Source organism: Sphingobacterium sp. UBA7253, assembly GCF_002472745.1.
In the GTDB taxonomy this organism is placed as follows: domain Bacteria; phylum Bacteroidota; class Bacteroidia; order Sphingobacteriales; family Sphingobacteriaceae; genus Sphingobacterium; species Sphingobacterium siyangense.
Genome location: NZ_DKSP01000056.1, coordinates 25417 through 41399 on the forward strand (window position 1 = coordinate 25417; position 15983 = coordinate 41399).

15 protein-coding genes and 2 tRNA genes are annotated in these 15983 nt (G+C 37.8%); 9 read left to right on the forward strand and 8 right to left on the reverse strand.

Features of this window, described 5'->3' with window-relative positions; all coding sequences use genetic code 11:
• Position 1 precedes the first annotated feature (1 nt).
• A complete protein-coding gene (locus tag B2X72_RS05145) occupies positions 2-706 on the reverse strand; it encodes a YjjG family noncanonical pyrimidine nucleotidase (protein WP_075994164.1) in 705 nt (234 codons plus the stop codon).
• Positions 707-917: 211 nt separating this feature from the next.
• Between B2X72_RS05145 and B2X72_RS05150 the strand changes: the two genes are divergently transcribed.
• The 6 genes from B2X72_RS05150 (at position 918) to B2X72_RS05175 (ending at position 5724) form a co-directional block, all read left to right on the forward strand.
• Positions 918-1793, forward strand: coding sequence for a sensor histidine kinase (locus B2X72_RS05150; RefSeq protein ID WP_088162930.1), 876 nt, complete (start codon positions 918-920; stop codon positions 1791-1793).
• Positions 1783-2490, forward strand: coding sequence for a response regulator transcription factor (locus tag B2X72_RS05155; protein ID WP_070563139.1), 708 nt, complete (start codon positions 1783-1785; stop codon positions 2488-2490). The genes B2X72_RS05150 and B2X72_RS05155 overlap by 11 nt, the downstream gene beginning before the upstream one ends.
• Before the next feature lie 10 nt (positions 2491-2500).
• On the forward strand, positions 2501-3019 hold the full coding sequence (locus tag B2X72_RS05160; protein ID WP_231585185.1) for a hypothetical protein: 519 nt from the start codon (positions 2501-2503) through the stop codon (positions 3017-3019).
• Positions 3019-4056 carry a uroporphyrinogen decarboxylase gene (gene hemE / locus B2X72_RS05165; RefSeq protein ID WP_088162929.1) on the forward strand — a complete coding sequence of 346 codons (1038 nt, stop codon included), beginning with the start codon at positions 3019-3021 and terminating at the stop codon, positions 4054-4056. Before B2X72_RS05160 ends, hemE begins: the two co-directional genes overlap by 1 nt.
• Positions 4057-4227: 171 nt before the next feature.
• On the forward strand, positions 4228-4767 hold the full coding sequence (locus B2X72_RS05170; protein ID WP_075994977.1) for a CopD family protein: 540 nt from the start codon (positions 4228-4230) through the stop codon (positions 4765-4767).
• Positions 4768-4842: 75 nt separating this feature from the next.
• Positions 4843-5724, forward strand: coding sequence for a DUF4476 domain-containing protein (locus B2X72_RS05175; protein ID WP_145327955.1), 882 nt, complete (start codon positions 4843-4845; stop codon positions 5722-5724).
• Between the two features lie 21 nt (positions 5725-5745).
• Here B2X72_RS05175 and B2X72_RS05180 read toward each other — a convergent pair whose 3' ends face one another.
• The 5 genes from B2X72_RS05180 to B2X72_RS05195 form a co-directional block, all read right to left on the reverse strand.
• Positions 5746-7179, reverse strand: a complete 1434-nt coding sequence (locus B2X72_RS05180) for an NAD-dependent succinate-semialdehyde dehydrogenase (RefSeq protein WP_145327956.1) — start codon at positions 7177-7179, stop codon at positions 5746-5748.
• Positions 7180-7256: 77 nt separating this feature from the next.
• Positions 7257-7652, reverse strand: a complete 396-nt coding sequence (locus B2X72_RS26605; RefSeq protein ID WP_075994159.1) for a thiol-disulfide oxidoreductase DCC family protein — start codon at positions 7650-7652, stop codon at positions 7257-7259.
• Between the two features lie 142 nt (positions 7653-7794).
• Positions 7795-9009: a bifunctional 3,4-dihydroxy-2-butanone-4-phosphate synthase/GTP cyclohydrolase II gene (locus B2X72_RS05185; protein ID WP_145327957.1), complete on the reverse strand. Its 1215-nt coding sequence runs from the start codon at positions 9007-9009 to the stop codon at positions 7795-7797.
• A gap of 71 nt (positions 9010-9080) precedes the next feature.
• Positions 9081-10565 carry an LptF/LptG family permease gene (locus tag B2X72_RS05190; protein WP_145327958.1) on the reverse strand — a complete coding sequence of 495 codons (1485 nt, stop codon included), beginning with the start codon at positions 10563-10565 and terminating at the stop codon, positions 9081-9083.
• A 102-nt stretch (positions 10566-10667) separates the two neighbouring features.
• The gene (locus B2X72_RS05195) at positions 10668-11045 is read right to left on the reverse strand and encodes an START-like domain-containing protein (RefSeq protein ID WP_046671984.1); all 378 of its coding nucleotides are present in this window, start codon (positions 11043-11045) and stop codon (positions 10668-10670) included.
• 65 nt (positions 11046-11110) lie between these two features.
• Between B2X72_RS05195 and B2X72_RS05200 the strand changes: the two genes are divergently transcribed.
• From B2X72_RS05200 to B2X72_RS05210, 3 genes are all read left to right on the forward strand, one after another.
• Positions 11111-11184, forward strand: a tRNA-Met gene (locus tag B2X72_RS05200).
• Between the two features lie 293 nt (positions 11185-11477).
• Positions 11478-11554 (forward strand) — tRNA-Met (locus B2X72_RS05205).
• 130 nt (positions 11555-11684) lie between these two features.
• A complete protein-coding gene (locus B2X72_RS05210; protein WP_286848469.1) occupies positions 11685-13601 on the forward strand; it encodes a peptide-N-glycosidase F-related protein in 1917 nt (638 codons plus the stop codon).
• A gap of 95 nt (positions 13602-13696) precedes the next feature.
• Here the strand turns inward: B2X72_RS05210 and B2X72_RS05215 are convergent, their stop codons facing one another.
• Together B2X72_RS05215 and B2X72_RS05220 are read right to left on the reverse strand one after the other, a co-directional pair.
• Positions 13697-15376 carry a hypothetical protein gene (locus B2X72_RS05215; protein ID WP_286848470.1) on the reverse strand — a complete coding sequence of 560 codons (1680 nt, stop codon included), beginning with the start codon at positions 15374-15376 and terminating at the stop codon, positions 13697-13699.
• A gap of 1 nt (position 15377) precedes the next feature.
• Positions 15378-15983: ABC transporter ATP-binding protein (locus tag B2X72_RS05220; protein ID WP_286848471.1), on the reverse strand; the 606-nt coding region annotated here is incomplete at its 5' end.

Consider the following 15983-nt stretch of genomic DNA (forward strand, 5'->3'; position numbering starts at 1 on the left):
TCTATAGTATCGATTGTAATTCTTTCAAGTCGATAATCATATGTGATACATCGTCTGGTTTTTCAATAACATTTGGGTTAAAGAAAATGGCGTCCATGCCTACATTTACGGCTCCACGGATGTCGGCGTCAAGGTTATCTCCGATCATCAGTGATTGCTGGGCTTGCGCTTGAGCAGTCGTCATAGCAAACTCAAATATTCGGGGATCCGGTTTATTCACACCGATGACTTCTGAAATAAAAATATGTTTGAAGTATTTGTTTAGGTTGCTCTTTTCCAGTTTGGTCTCACAGGCCTCTTTAAAACCATTAGATATCAGGTGAAGATTGTATCTGTCACCCAAATAAGCCAAGGTTTCATGTGCATGGGGAAACAGGTTTGTTTTTTTTGGACAGATAGCGAGATACTCCAGTTCGAATTCTTCAGGAAACAACTCTGGATCCACACCGAGCTCGGTAAAGGTATCTGCAAAGCGAGCTTTCCTGAGTTCTGGTTTTGAAATCTTTCCGTGATGATAGAGTCCCCAAAGTCGATGATTGTTAACTGTATAAGTTTCTATAAAACGAGTGGATGACTCTTGATTAAACAAGTGATCAAACTTGTATTTAAAATATAGCTCGTGCAGACTTTCTTCGGCATTTTTATCAAAATCCCATATGGTATGATCTAGGTCGAAGAAAATGTCTTTTTTCTCGTGATTAAACATATGCAAAATTAAAACAAATTAACCTGAAATTCCAAGTCAGTTAGGTTATCTAGTGATGAAATTAAAAGTCACTTTTATCGATATCGGGTCTCCGATGGTTTATATGACTGTTTGGTGATTTTAGTCTTATTGCGAATCGGTTAATTTTCTTCTTTGTGTCATAATCCTTCGGATATTTCCGAATACATGGGTGAATACCTATTTTTGTCACATGAAGAAAGCGCTGTTACTCTTTTATTTTCTATTGTTCTATGCGGTTATGCAACTGATATGGTGGGGGGTGATGTTTATCCGTTTTGATCCGAGTAAAAAGAACATGATCATAGGAGAGGGAATATTCTTCTTGATTATTTTCTTGTGGGGTGCATGGCGGTTGAAGCGGCTGGTTGAGAGGGAGCAGAAACTGCTTCAACAACAGCAGAACTTTCTTTTGGCTATTACGCATGAACTTAAATCGCCATTGGCTTCCGTCAAATTGTATATTCAAACTATTTTGAGGCGTGATCTTGACAAAGAGCAACAACAAACGTTCTTGAGAAACTCGCTGAAGGATATCGAGCGTTTGGATGATCTGGTGGAAAATGTATTGATGACAACCAAGTTGGACAGCCGAAATTACAGTATGCCGAAGGAGGATTTTAATTTTACTGCTTTGGTAGAACAGGTTGTAGATAGGCTTCAGAAGAATTCCTGTAGTTCACAAGTTTTGAAACCTTATTTGGAAGCGGATATCATTATTCATGCAGATAAGTTTGCGATTAGTAATGTGGTTACTAATCTGATAGAAAATGCAATTAAGTATTCGCCGGCATGTGCTATGGTGGATGTGAAATTATATACGGAGAATAATAAAATAATTTTTTCTGTTGCTGACCATGGTATCGGTATCAGTGATGAAGAGAAAAAACTTATCTTTAATAAGTTTTATCGCGTGGGAAGTGAGGCAACACGAAAAACCAAAGGCACAGGTTTGGGGTTATATATCGTGAAAACCGTATTGCAGAAGCACGACGCGACCATAAAAGTTAAAGATAACACTCCTAAAGGGAGTATTTTTGAAGTAACATTTGAAAGAAATGCAAAGTAAACAAAGAATATTACTTGTCGAAGATGAAGAACACTTGTTAGAAGCTATCAAGTTGAATCTCGAAATGGAAGGCTACCGTGTTACTACGGCTACTGATGGAAAAAAAGCACTAAAAGTCTTCAAGGAGGAACGTTTCAACTTGGTGGTTTTGGATGTGATGATTCCCGAAATTGATGGATTCCAAGTGGCTGAAACTATTCGACTGCAAAACACTGAGGTTCCTATCATGTTTTTAACTGCGAAAAATAGCAGTGAGGATCGAATTACGGGTCTTAAGAAAGGGGCGGATGATTATCTGGTAAAACCTTTCAACTTAGAAGAATTGATTCTTCGTGTTGGAAATTTGGTGCGTCGTGGCATGAAACCAGACGATTTGAAAGAACTAAATTCTTATCAAATTGGTGATAAAACGATCTATTTTAATTCGTATGAGCTACATCATGCAGATGGCACGATCACTTCGTTGACAAAGAAGGAAACCATGCTGTTGAAACTGTTGATTGAACGACGGAATGAGGCCGTATCCCGGGAACAAATATTGGAGACCGTATGGAATTACGATGTTTACCCATCTACACGTACCATCGACAATTTTATCTTAACCTTCCGGAAATATTTCGAACCAGATCAAAAGCATCCGATTTATTTCCATTCTATCAGAGGTGTTGGTTATAAGTTTACCGACAATAACGCATAGGTAGAAAGAGATGATGACAATCAGGGCTAGAATAGCCGTTATTTTTATTGCTGCATTATTTTTGGGCTATGGCTTATACCAAGGGCATTATCAAACTGCTGTACTGATAGCAGGCGGAATAGGCTACTTGATTTGGAGTCATTTTAGAGAAGGGTCCGTTTTTTTGGCAACGCAGGCTTTTCATAGGCAAGATTATGAAAAGACAAAAAATTTGCTAGCTGAGATAAAGAATCCGGACGCACTTCGTAAAGGCAGACGTAATTTCTATGAATTTATGATGGGAAATATTGCGCTTAAAGAGGAACGTGTCGATGAGGCCGAATATCATTTTCAGCTAGCTTCACGTCTGCCTTGGAAAAAAGATAATGAAAAGGGTATGGTGATGATTAATCTGGCAAATATAGCGCTGCGAAAGTTGGATTATGAAAGAGCGAGAGCTTATACAGATGTTGCCAATAAGTTACATCTGACGGCTAGACAGAACAGCATTATTACAAAAATAGAAAACGAAATTTCAAAACATTTATAGTGAGTACTACTTTACAAAACGACTTATTGATTAAAGCTGCATTTTCGCAGCAAACGGAAAGACCTCCTGTGTGGATGATGCGTCAAGCTGGACGCTTTATGAAGGAATATTGGGATATCAAGAATAAATATTCCTTTTTGGAGATGTGCAAAACACCAGAAATTGCTGCGGATGTCACTATGCTTCCGGTAGATTTGTTAGGCATTGATGCAGCTATTTTATTTTCTGATATTTTAGTTACAGCTGAAGCCATGGGAGGGGATTTGTCCTTTGAACAAGGTGTAGGGCCTCGTTTTTCTAATCCTGTTCGTTCTGTAAAGGATGCTGAAGATTTGTCTACCAACTGTTTGGATAAATTACAGTATGTTGCTGATGCAATCAAGGTCATTCAACAACGTCTTGACAGCCGTATCCCTTTGATTGGTTTCGCGGGAGCACCATTTACAATTTTAAGTTATTTGGTTGAAGGTGGATCTTCAAAAGATTTTAAGTTAACGAAGTTGATGTTGAATAATCAGCCTGAGTTGGCACATATGATCCTTCAAAAGATCGCAGATGTAACGGTTGAATATCTTAACATGCAGATCGCAGCTGGAGTAAATGCAATTCAATTATTTGATAGCTGGGCCCTGGCTTTATCCTGGAATGATTACCGTGATTTTTCGCATTATTATAATAAGCAGATTATCGCTAAGTTGAACCGTAAGGATATTCCTGTCATTTCCTTTTGTAAAGGATCTTCTGTTTTTGCACCAATGATGGTCGAAGCGCAACCTGATGTTGTTTCTATCGATTGGAATGCAGATTTAAAAAATATTAAACAATCTCTGCCACAGGGTATTGCTGTTCAAGGAAATTTGGATCCATTTGTTTTGTATGCAGATAAACCTGTTATCAAGAAGAAGATTATCGAATTATTTGAGCGCATGAGAGGTGAAAATGGTTTTATCTTTAACTTGGGACATGGTATCATGCCAGATATTCCTTTTGATAATGTAAAATATGCCATTGAGGTTGTAAAGGAATTTAGCTATTAGTTTGCTATCTACTTCAAAAACAAAAACGACTTGCCTTTCGCAGGTCGTTTTTGTTTGCCCTATATTTAATCTATTTCGGTTGATATAGCACTTTTGTATATTGGATGTAAGATTTGCGCAATTGATGTTTGGACGTATTGAATGCTATTAACTTTTCTTATTTTTGTAACTATGGTCTATTTATATGCAAAAGCAGTTCATATTATCTTTGTGATTTGTTGGATGTCAGGTCTGTTTTATATGCCTCGACTCTTTATATATCATACAGAAGCTAAGGACAAGAGTCAAGAAGCGTTTGATGTTTTGCATAAAGAATTCAGTAAGATGGAAAAATTACTGTGGTGGGTTATTACTACTCCTGCGATGTACATCACTGTCTTTTCTGCACTAGTTATGTTATGCTATTCTCCTGGTTTATTATCCATGGGGTGGATGCATGTAAAACTGACATTCGTTCTGGGAATGATTATCTATCATTTTACCTGCCAGAAGATTATGTTCAAATTGAGTCGTCAAGAATCCAAATTAACTTCAACAAATCTCCGTTTGTTTAATGAAGTCGCAACAGTTTTATTATTCGCTATTGTTTTTACTGTTGTCTTAAAATCGGCACTGAACTGGATATTTGGCGTTTTGGGACTCTTAATTTTATCCATTGCTTTAATGATGGCCGTAAAACTTTATAAGAAGTACCGGAACAAGAAAGCATAACAAAATGTTAAATTCTTTGGTTTCTTAATCCTTTTTTATTCTGTGTAGTCGAAGGATTATAAATTGAATCGGATTATGTACAGGAAAATTTTGGTTATGGTCTCGTTGCTTATTGTCGCAACGGCTGGGTTTGCGCAGCGATACAGACCTTTTGGAGGGGCATTAAACATCTATTCTACAGATGTCCCATTTTTTCTTTATATCAACAACGTTTTGTATAATAATAGGGCTTCCACGGATATTAGGGTATCCAATTTGACGAGTCGTCGTTATGATTTGCGTATTGTATTTGCTGACAGACAGCAACGCACATTGAATGGCAGTGGTGTGCAACTTGTCAATAGAAATGGACAGTATATGAATGTGGTATTTTCTGTCAGTAGCAGAGGCGGAAATAGGGGGATTATCCTGGAATCCATGAATCCTGTAGATCGGTATAACAACGGTAATTATCGTGAGGATTTACCGTATAATAACCGGGATGGATATAGTAATGAACAAGGTAATGAGCGATACAGACAATCGGAAGATCGTGATGATTTGCCAAACAATAATCGTGGGGGATATAATAATGATCAATATAGGCAGTCAGAAGACGCTAAGGTTTATCGTAACGGTGTAGCGAATCAAGGAGGATATGCTGAAAATGAAGATAATGATCTGTCTGATGCCGGAGTAATGAATAAGACGAATTCCAATCGATTGAACGATCTATTAAATCAGAAGGAAAACGATCAGGATAGACTTGCTGTAGCTGCTCAGGAATTAAAAAGTATGCATCTAAGTGTTAGTGAAATTGTTGATTTAATGGAACTTTTTATACGAGATGATAATAAACTGGCCTTTGCCAAATATGCTTATCCAACCTGTGTGGATAAACAGAATTATGAGAAAGTAGGGGACGCCTTATCGTTCAGTTCAACAAGGGAAAAGCTAGTGGATTTTTTGAAAAAATAAAAGGAGCATTTTGCTCCTTTTTTATTCACCGCCAAAGCAGATATATTTTAATTCCATATATTCATCCAAACCGTATTTAGATCCTTCACGACCTACACCAGATTGTTTTACTCCACCAAAAGGAGCTGCTGCATTTGAAATAAGGCCTGTATTGATACCTACCATGCCAGCTTCTAGCTGTTCAGCAACACGAAAACAGCGATTTATATTTGTACTATAAAAATAGGAGGCTAGCCCAAATTCAGTCGTATTGGCCATTGCTATTCCTTCTTCTTCTGTCTTGAAACTGAAAAGGGCGCAAATTGGACCAAAAGTCTCCTCGCGGAATATAAGCGCTTCTTTCGGGACGTTGGTCAGCACAGTTGGCTGGAAAAATAGATCTTTGATGACCTTTCCTCCAGTAGCCAATTCGGCACCATGATTTAATGCGTCTTGTACATGATGCTGTACTTTTTCTAGCCCTTTTGCATTGATTAAAGGACCTACCTGGACGCCTTTGTCAAGTCCATTACCAACTTTCAATTTGCTGACAGCATGGCTAAGTTTCAATGAAAACTCATCATAGACATCTTCTTGTATTAGAAATCTATTGATGGAAACGCAAGTTTGCCCTGAGTTTCTAAATTTTCCGGCAAGCGCTCCTTCGACAGCAGCATCAATATCCGCATCGTTAAAAACCAAAAAGGGAGCATTACCACCGAGCTCCATAGATACTTTTTTAATGTTAGAGGCTGATTGTTCTATGAGTGTTTTTCCGACTTCGGTAGAGCCTGTGAAAGATAGTTTTCTTATCAGGTCGTTTGTAGCTAGTTCTTTGCCGATACCAACACTATCTTTTCCTGTAATTACGTTAAAAACACCCTTCGGAATCCCTGCATCTTCAGCCAGTTTAGCCAATGCTATAGCAGAAAATGGGGTTTGGGAGGCCGGTTTTAGCACAACGGTACAACCAGCCACCAAAGCTGGAGCAACCTTTCGGGTGATCATCGCTAAAGGAAAATTCCAGGGTGTAATTGCGGCTACGACACCTACACCTTGCCTAATCGTTATCATTCTACTTCCTTTTTTATGGGTAGGTATGGTTTCACCATAGGCTCTTTTTCCTTCTTCTGAAAACCATTCTACGAAAGAACTACCGTAGTCAACCTCTACCCTCGATTCGCTTAGCGGTTTGCCGCTTTCTAGGGTCATGATTTCCGCAAGATCGTCTTTATAGTGTTGAATAAGATCGTACCATTTGCGGACAATGTTGCAACGTTCCAGTACCGTTGTGTTTTTCCAGCTTTTCCATGCCTTGTCAGCATCAATTATGGCTTTAGTACAGTCAACTACTTTTAAATCTGGCAACGAAGCAATAACTTTTCCTGTTGCAGGATTTACCACATCAAATGTGTGTTTTGACTTGATAAATTTCCCATTGATATAGGCACTGTCAATTAAAAGTGTATTTTTCATCGATGTAAATTTAATTGTCACAAGTATAATTAGAAGATTTCTGAACTAAACTTCACTTCAATAAGATTACTGTTTGTTCAAATGAATCTTTCTCGCTCAGATTTTGAAGGTATCGTACAAAATTCATTTTTTCCAAACCATCGATAGCGGTTTTTAGCAAAATAATCATAAAGCGCATCTCTCCACGAAAGTGGTAAAATCTTTAGTAAATAACATGTAATGTAAGGGAAGCCCAATTGCTTACAAATCTTTAAAATAGCTTCACTTTTGAGATAGGTACCAGCTGGAGATAGGAAAACGATGGAATCAGTATTTTTGGGAATATTTGTTAGCGCCGTCCGGGCAAATTCAGACTGCAAGGAACTAAATAAGAATTTCTTTCTGCGATCGATCCTTAATAATAGTTGAACAAAGTGATTACAGATCAAGCAATCACCATCGAAAAAGATGATATATCTCCCTTGTTGTTCCATATTATAAAGTTACTTCTATTTATTGAAAGTACTGCCATAACAAGATCATAAATGGAAGCGATTTTATCATCATTGGGGTTTAATTCTCTATGTTAAAAAAGGCGGTGTTTCCAATAGAAACACCGCCTTTTTTACTTCCTTTTTATAGATTTTTCATGATTGTATGTCCCATACGATCTCTTTTAGTTTTTAAGTACTCTTCATTAAAGGGATTTGCCGTTATTTCAATAGGTACATTTTCTATGATTTCAAGACCATAACCTACTAGGCCAGCACGTTTTGTCGGATTATTTGACATAAGACGCATTTTTGTGACACCAAGGTTTCTAAGAATCTGGGCTCCTACACCGTAGTCTCTTAAATCTGCCTTGAACCCTAACTGTACATTGGCGTCTACCGTATCCAAACCATTTTCTTGTAATTTGTAAGCATGTAGCTTATTGATCAGTCCAATACCGCGACCTTCTTGATTCATATAGACAATAACACCTTTACCCTCTTGCTGGATCATTTCCATTGCTTTGTGCAATTGAGGGCCACAGTCACAACGGCAAGAACCAAAAATATCACCCGTAACACAAGAGCTGTGCACCCGTACTAAAATAGGTTCATCTTCATTCCACTCGCCTTTGTAAAGCGCTAAATGTTGTTCGCCAGTGTCTTTTTGTGTAAAGGCTTTCATTTTAAAATCACCATATTGCGTTGGCATATTAACAGTGACTTCTTCATTGATTAAAGAGTCGTGCTTAAGACGGTATTCAATTAGATCTTCAATACTAATGATCTTTAAATCAAATTTTTTAGCAACTTCCATTAGTTCCGGAAGTCTGGCCATTTCACCATCTTCTTTTAAAATCTCAACCAATACACCTGCTGGTTCAAATCCTGCTAATCGAGCGAGGTCAACTGTAGCTTCAGTGTGTCCTGTACGACGTAATACACCACCATCTTTCGCTATGAGCGGGAAAATATGTCCTGGTCTACCTAATTCTTCATAATGGATATTAGGATCGATCATTGCTTTAATTGTTTTCGAACGGTCCGATGCAGAAATACCGGTTGTACAACCATATCCCTGTAAGTCAATGGAAACTGTAAAGTTCGTTTCATATACCGCTGTATTCTGTCCCACCATTAAGTCAAGGTGTAATGCATCTGCTCTTTCTTTAGTAATTGGGGCACATACTAGTCCACGACCGTGAGTCGCCATAAAGTTGATGATTTCGGGAGTTGCATTGCGGGCAGCAGTGACAAAGTCTCCTTCATTTTCGCGATCTTCGTCATCCACGACGATTACTACTTTTCCTGCCTGTATATCAGCGATCGCTTCTTCGATCGTGTTTAATTTGAAATCCATTTATTGATATATTGTAATTGGTACAAAGTTAGTGTAGAATCTAAATTTATTTATAATAGCGTTGTCACAATCTAATGTGATTCTTTTAATTTATTCTTTTTTGCAAGCTTTTCCTTAATCCACTTCCAAGCGGCTTCTACTTTTAATTTATATTGATCAATATCAAATAAGGCAGAATCAGTTGTCGACTTGTACGTTAGAAAAGCGGCTAATGGTGTTAAGACAATAATGGCCATCCACATGCCTACGGCTGATGATATGGCACCATCTTTCGCTGTTTTTTCTGCTACTGTGGAGATAATGTGATAGATCAGAAAGAAAATGATGGCCATCACGACCGGAAGACCAAGTCCACCTTTTCTGATAATGGCTCCTAGTGGAGCTCCGATTGCAAATAGTAAAAGACAGGAGACAGCTAGGGTAAACTTGCGATGCCATTCAATCCGATAGCGTATATCTTTCGATTTGTAATCTTTAAACTCAAGTGTACGTCCATTCAGATCTTCCTTTAAATAATTCAATTGGTTTAATGCATTCATGGTGATCTGTGCCCGTTGTTCTTGGGGAACCAGATCGGTAAGCAAATTTTTAAAAGGTTTGATCTTAGTTTCTTTGACCTTTGGCTGTCCAGGTTGATTCGCACTAAAATATTTCGAATAGATATTATATCGGGTGTCTAATGTACGGACGATCGCTTTTCCCATACTGTCTATCTTAATATGGTTGGAATCGATGTACATGTCTAACTGTTTCAGGTTTAACATGGCGTGGTGGCTCTTGAAGAGATTTTCATCCGTTTTACCTTGTTGAAAACTTCCCATATCAAACTTTTGCTCTGTTTCCTTGAACTTAAATCGCGTAAATTGCTGACGTGGATCGTAGGTTTTGGAGTTTTTAGTCCGTGCTTCCTCATAGCGGATACCATCCTTAAGTTTTAGGATCATATAATTGTTGTCAGGAGAGTTATAGATATACCCTTCTTTCGCCATAAGTACATTATTGGCTGTGTTACCGCCACGATGATCATAAATCATCAAGTCATAGAGAATTGTTCCCGCTTTATTTTTTCCTTTAGCGCGGATCGAGTAACCTGGGATGGTGTTGTTAAAGATTCCGGGTTTGATGAGGAAATCTGCCTTTTTATTACGTACATCAGTAAGTAGCGTACCCATTTTTAGATTCACTACGGGGAGAATATAGTCGGAGAACAGAAAAGAACTTGTTGCGAAAATTGCAACGAGTATAAATAGTGGGGTCATCGCTTTACGTAAAGATACGCCCGCAGCTTTGATCGCAACTAATTCATAGCTTTCACCCAGATTTCCGAAAGTCATAATGGAGGAAAGGAGCATGGATAAAGGCATTGCCATTTGGATTTGAACAACGCATTGATATCCAATTAGCTCCATGATCGTATACCATTCAAATCCTTTTCCAATCAAATCATCAATGTACTTGAATAGGAAAAGCATCAATAAGACAAACATCACAATAAAGAATGTGACAATAAATGGTTTTATGAAAGCTTGAAGAATAAGTAAATGAACCTTTTTCATCCGTGACGCAAAGCAAATTGATGCCTTTACATTAAGGCATCTTCCAACTAAGGAGCTCCAGCTGGAGCTCTTAGTGGAAATATATTGCAAAGATAGGCTTTTTTATGCACCTATAACACTTTGAAGATAGACTATTGAATTTTTCCAAATTAACTTTCTATTTTCAAGGTCTTCTTCTTTAGCGTAATCTGTTATTTTAAGAGCAACATCATTTGTTAGCTCGTCTTGATCGATCTCCAGATCGAAATAATAGGGATCATCATCGAGCCATTTAAAGCGTACAGATTTATTTTCTCTCGATGCTACAATTTTTGCTCGGTGAGGTTCATCATCCCAAATGAAAGTATAAACGGTGTCTTTATAGTTTACATCATCTGCAAACCATTGTGCCAATTCGTTTGGTTCTTGCAAATACGGAAATAAAATTCTAGGTGAAGAGTTGATGATATATTCTAGTTGGAATTTTATTTTATCTGCCATAAAAATGTTTTTTTAAATTTTAGTTTGTTTAAATCAAAAATAAGCTATATTTGCATTCCCAAAATGGCGGGGTAGCTCAGATGGTTAGAGCGTTGGATTCATAACCCAAAGGTCGGCAGTTCGATTCTGCTCCCCGCTACAAATCTCTTCCAAAATTGCTTTTTACTGCATCAACTTATTATTTGTAATAATACATATTTATTTTGTTATTGCAAGTTTTTTTGTAAAAAGTTGCCCCTGTTTTTTGATAAACATGTTGTTTTTAGGACTATCAATTTTTTCAACTACTGTTTCTATTTTTTAATGATAAATTTATTGAGTTAAAAATGAGTTTGTTGCGTTTAATGCGAGTTTTAAATAGGTCAGAATTGGTAAAAAAATAAAAAAATCTTTTGAATTGACATACGAAGTGGTATATTTGCATACCGAAACGGCGGGGTAGCTCAGATGGTTAGAGCGTTGGATTCATAACCCAAAGGTCGGCAGTTCGATTCTGCTCCCCGCTACCAAAAGCATCAGTCTGTTAAGATTGATGCTTTTTTTATGATTGTATGTATTTCCTTTTTATCGCATTACCTTTTTTTACCGCCGACAAGAGTACATCTATCTTTGTATTGTTTCATGGATAATATTTAAATAATGAATATAAGACCTATACTAACCCTATTCTACTTTTTTATCTGCTATCACGTTTTTGCACAAGAAGGCACAATAGGCCATGTCGTTACACATCAACGGAAAACCATTCTATGTGATGCACAGAAAGGCGAGAATTCCTATCCAGCTTGGGGGGTATTTCCGAAAGAAAACGATCCTGTAAGAAAGGTTACTATGTTTGTTACCCTTGGGAGCCCAGATAGTTTGCGCACAGCGCATTGGGATTATTTGGATCACATCGTATTACGTCGTAAAGGAGGAAAAAATGGAGCTGTGCTAAATTATGAATTAGGAAGAATGCTTACGCCATATGGTAGTATCTATAATAAAGGATGGAGTTGGAAATGGCAGGTCGATGTAACTGATTTTGCTCCTTTCTTAAGGGATAGCGTGGAAATTGTCTATACTCATTCTGGTTTTGAGGACAAGACTGTAGGGTGGGCACTTACTGTAGATTTTGAAATTTTATCAGGTCCACCAGTCGTTACCCCATTGGGAATAACAGTGCTGTGGAATAAAGCATATAAATATGGGGATGTCAACGAAAAGATAGCAGAAAATCTACGACCAATAACATATACCTCGAGTCCGGGATCTGCATTGAGCCGAATACGTATTCAGCATACAGGGCATGGTATGGATAAACCGCGTGGCTGTAGTGAATTCTGTAGCCGATGGCGCGAACTCACCTTCGATGGAAAGACTGTAGACAGACGTGATATGTGGAAGAAATGTGGAGGTAATCCACTTTATCCACAAGGCGGTACCTGGGTACATGACCGCGCATATTGGTGTCCTGGAGATTTACAGCAGCCTGATTTTATTGATGTATTTACCAAAGTTGGCACTCATCAAGTTGCCTTACAGATGGAACCCTATACAGCGACAGACAATGTACAGGCTGTCGAAAATATATCGGCTTACTTGTTTCAATATTCAGTCCCTAAACAAAAGGTAGATGTTGCAGTCGAGTCAATAATGGTTCCAAGTGATGAACAGCGTTTCTCTAGATTAAATCCGGCGAGTGCTGGCCCAAGGATCTCTTTCAGAAATTTAGGTGCTGACCCGATTCGATCCCTAGAAATTGTTTATGGCACGAAAGGATTTCCTGTCAAAACTTTCCATTGGAAAGGTAATCTTTCTTTTAATCAAGTTGCAGAAGTTATACTACCCGGAGAAATACAGGAAAAAGATCGGGAGAATGTATTCACGGTGTCACTTCTTAAGCCTAATGGAAAGCCGGATGCATGGCCCACAGACAATGAGGCGGAAAGCGTCTTTACAGCTCTGCAGAAATTTCCAACTGATTTTATTTTGGAGTTTACGACCAATAATAAACCAGCGGATAATCGTATATTTCTAATGAATGCAAGGCAGGATACGGTCTTTTTTAAGACAGGCTCTCAACTGGCTGCGGCAACGATGTATAGAGATACTTTACATCTTAATGAGGGAAATCACTCACTCTCTTTGGTTGATACAGCAGGTAACGGACTGCAGTTTTGGGCACAACCTGAAAATGGTGATGGTCATTTACGGATTTTCGATCTGAAAGGAAACCTTATTCATGCTTTTGAAAGCGATTGTGGAAATGGCGAAATGTTTAGTTTCAATGCCAAACGTGGATTTGAGATGAACACAATTTCAACGCAATATGCCTTCTCACTTTATCCAAGGTCGGTTGTGGATAAGACGCAACTGAGCGTATTGTCCAATAAACAGAGTGAGATGACAGTGCTTTTTATGGTTGATGGCGTTTTGTGGCAAAAACATGAATACAAATCCATTCAACAAGCTGTCCTGAGCTATGATCTGAGCCATCTACCTCCAGGAAGAATAATCGTTGAAGTTCTGATGGATGGTATGAGCCGATTTAAAGGACGGATAAATAAAAGATAACCGAATAAAAGAAAAGCACAAAGATATTTTGTGCTTAGATTTTGACGAATTAGATAAAAAAAGCTCCTTTAATGAAGCTTTTTTTATCTGTTTAATCAATTGTCGTCGTAAGCTAAGCCTTTCCAGTCTTCTCTCTGTAGGTACTTCAGCATAAAAAAGAATACGACCCATGCAAGTCCGGCTAAGATCCAAATTAGAGTTTCATAGTGGAAAATTGTTTTATGTAAGTATCCCAAAATTCCCAATAGACCTAATATCAGTAGATTAGTTATAGCTTTTGAATTGGATTGACTAGCCTTAGAAAACGGATAGTTTTTGACAATAAAAAGCATAATCAGAATACTTTCGATACCGCCGACTGCGGAAGATAATAGCAGATCATTAATAGAACTGAGACCAAATAGCGGTACACAGATAGAAAGAAACAGTATGTTGAACGGTAAAACATATTTAATAAGACATGCTTTGAGAACTCCAGTCATCAGTTGTCCCGGTTTTTGTATCGGCGTCACATGGTAGACCCAGGCCGCTTTATATTTATTACTTTGCGTGATAAGCTGGAAAACGGTTAATATGGTCAATAACGAAAGATAAAACATAATGATATACAAGCCTGAATCCCGAAGTTTCGCGATTTTGCCAGCTATTGGGAGATCATCTCCTGTACGTAGAAATAAAAAGACAAAATAAATAGGTAGATAAGCCAACGAAGGGTATAGCTGTTGCTTAAATTCTCTCGTTTTAGAACTTATCAGCCATACAATGCCAAATCCAGCCTCTTCAACAGGGGATGAGCAAACGCTCGAAGAGATCCTTTTATATAGCGGTAATTTGGAGGGATTATCTCGGGTTAATTGTGAAGTTTCACTAGGGAGGTTGTCGGCACTTGCTAGTGCCGCTATTTTTGCATTAAATCCACGTGAAAACAGCTTAGTACAAGCGTAGATACCAGCAAAGGGAGTTAGTATTCCCAGTGTTGATAAGATGACTAAATGTACATTGTGGTTACCAAAGAGTAATGGTTGGAATGATGCAATCCAGGTACTTGGGAATATCCAAAGAAATCTGAGCTGTTCCATCGTTAAATGAGATTCCACAATAGATTGGATCAAATTTGGGCCAACATAATAGGATAGAAAAAGAACCAGTGAGAGACCGATCTGTATATAAGTAATTACATCTTTAAACTTTTGGATGGGGAGATATTTGATGCTAATCAGATAAAATCCATTGACAAATATCAGCGCGATTAAAGTGCTTAGTATAAGCTGCAGGCATAAAAGAAAGACGGAGACGATATCCCAATTGAATAATACATAAATAAGCACAGGTAAGGTCAACGCAATTACTTGATTAAAAAGCTTGATTGCAATAAAAGTTATTCGGGAAATAGCTAAAGTCTTGTCATTAACTGGTCTAGGCATAATGATATACTGATCCCGGGTATCTAATAATATGGGTGAAAAATCGGATACTAACGTAATGCTTAACATGCTAATGAAACTGAGTAGCATAATCGAAACGGCTAAGTACCTATCTGGAATCGAAAAAATAATTACCATGAATATCAGGCCAAAGATGAGATACAATAAGAATTGTAAAATCGATGACGAAGAAGAGGATTTCCCTGAGCTACGTTTCCTAAAGCTAATCGGCTTTCTGTTCTCTAAGATTACTTTGGTTTCTAAGATGATCTTAAACTGTTCATAATTGATGCCCAAGCCTTTCCAAACCCCACGAAAAAGAAGGATAAATTTTAAGATAAATTTTTCCATGTTATTGAATTGCTGTAATGATATTGGAAGCGTCTAATGCACTGTTGCCTGTATTGGTTAATTTAGCAAATATATGCTCCAATGATTCGTTAGGATCTGTTTTTAGTTCCTCAATCGTACCATCCGCAATGATGCTGCCCTGATTTATCAGTAAAATCCGATCAGATACTTTTTCAACAACGTCCATCATATGTGAACAATAGAAAATTGTTTTCCCTTCTTTTGCAAGTAATGAGATAAGTTCTTTGACAAAGATAACAGCATTGGCATCGAGTCCAGACAATGGTTCATCCAGTACGATGATTTGTGGGTTATGAATAATTCCTGAAATTAAAAGTACTTTTTGACGCATTCCTTTGGAGAAGGTATCCATCCTATTATTTGCATTAGATTCAAGACCGAAGGCTGTTAGCAGTTTTAAGGAACGTTCTAAAATCAAATTATCTTCCATTCCATAGAGTTTACCTATAAAATCCAAGTATTCCATGGGAGTCAGGACGTCATATAATTCTGCGTTCTCAGGAACATATCCCAATAGTGCTTTTACTGCAAGTGGATCTTCTTGAATATTGATGCCATTAACTTCTACAGTGCCTGTGAAATCTTC

Coding starts and splice junctions, on each gene's coding strand:
- B2X72_RS05210 (WP_286848469.1), top strand. CDS start 11,685: ATGAATATAAGACCTATACTAACCCTATTCTACTTTTTTATCTGCTAT.
- B2X72_RS05160 (WP_231585185.1), top strand. CDS start 2,501: ATGATGACAATCAGGGCTAGAATAGCCGTTATTTTTATTGCTGCATTA.
- B2X72_RS05150 (WP_088162930.1), top strand. CDS start 918: ATGAAGAAAGCGCTGTTACTCTTTTATTTTCTATTGTTCTATGCGGTT.
- B2X72_RS05175 (WP_145327955.1), top strand. CDS start 4,843: ATGTACAGGAAAATTTTGGTTATGGTCTCGTTGCTTATTGTCGCAACG.
- B2X72_RS05170 (WP_075994977.1), top strand. CDS start 4,228: ATGGTCTATTTATATGCAAAAGCAGTTCATATTATCTTTGTGATTTGT.
- B2X72_RS05190 (WP_145327958.1), bottom strand. CDS start 10,565: ATGAAAAAGGTTCATTTACTTATTCTTCAAGCTTTCATAAAACCATTT.
- B2X72_RS26605 (WP_075994159.1), bottom strand. CDS start 7,652: ATGGAACAACAAGGGAGATATATCATCTTTTTCGATGGTGATTGCTTG.
- B2X72_RS05180 (WP_145327956.1), bottom strand. CDS start 7,179: ATGAAAAATACACTTTTAATTGACAGTGCCTATATCAATGGGAAATTT.
- B2X72_RS05145 (WP_075994164.1), bottom strand. CDS start 706: ATGTTTAATCACGAGAAAAAAGACATTTTCTTCGACCTAGATCATACC.
- B2X72_RS05195 (WP_046671984.1), bottom strand. CDS start 11,045: ATGGCAGATAAAATAAAATTCCAACTAGAATATATCATCAACTCTTCA.
- B2X72_RS05215 (WP_286848470.1), bottom strand. CDS start 15,376: ATGGAAAAATTTATCTTAAAATTTATCCTTCTTTTTCGTGGGGTTTGG.
- B2X72_RS05185 (WP_145327957.1), bottom strand. CDS start 9,009: ATGGATTTCAAATTAAACACGATCGAAGAAGCGATCGCTGATATACAG.
- B2X72_RS05155 (WP_070563139.1), top strand. CDS start 1,783: ATGCAAAGTAAACAAAGAATATTACTTGTCGAAGATGAAGAACACTTG.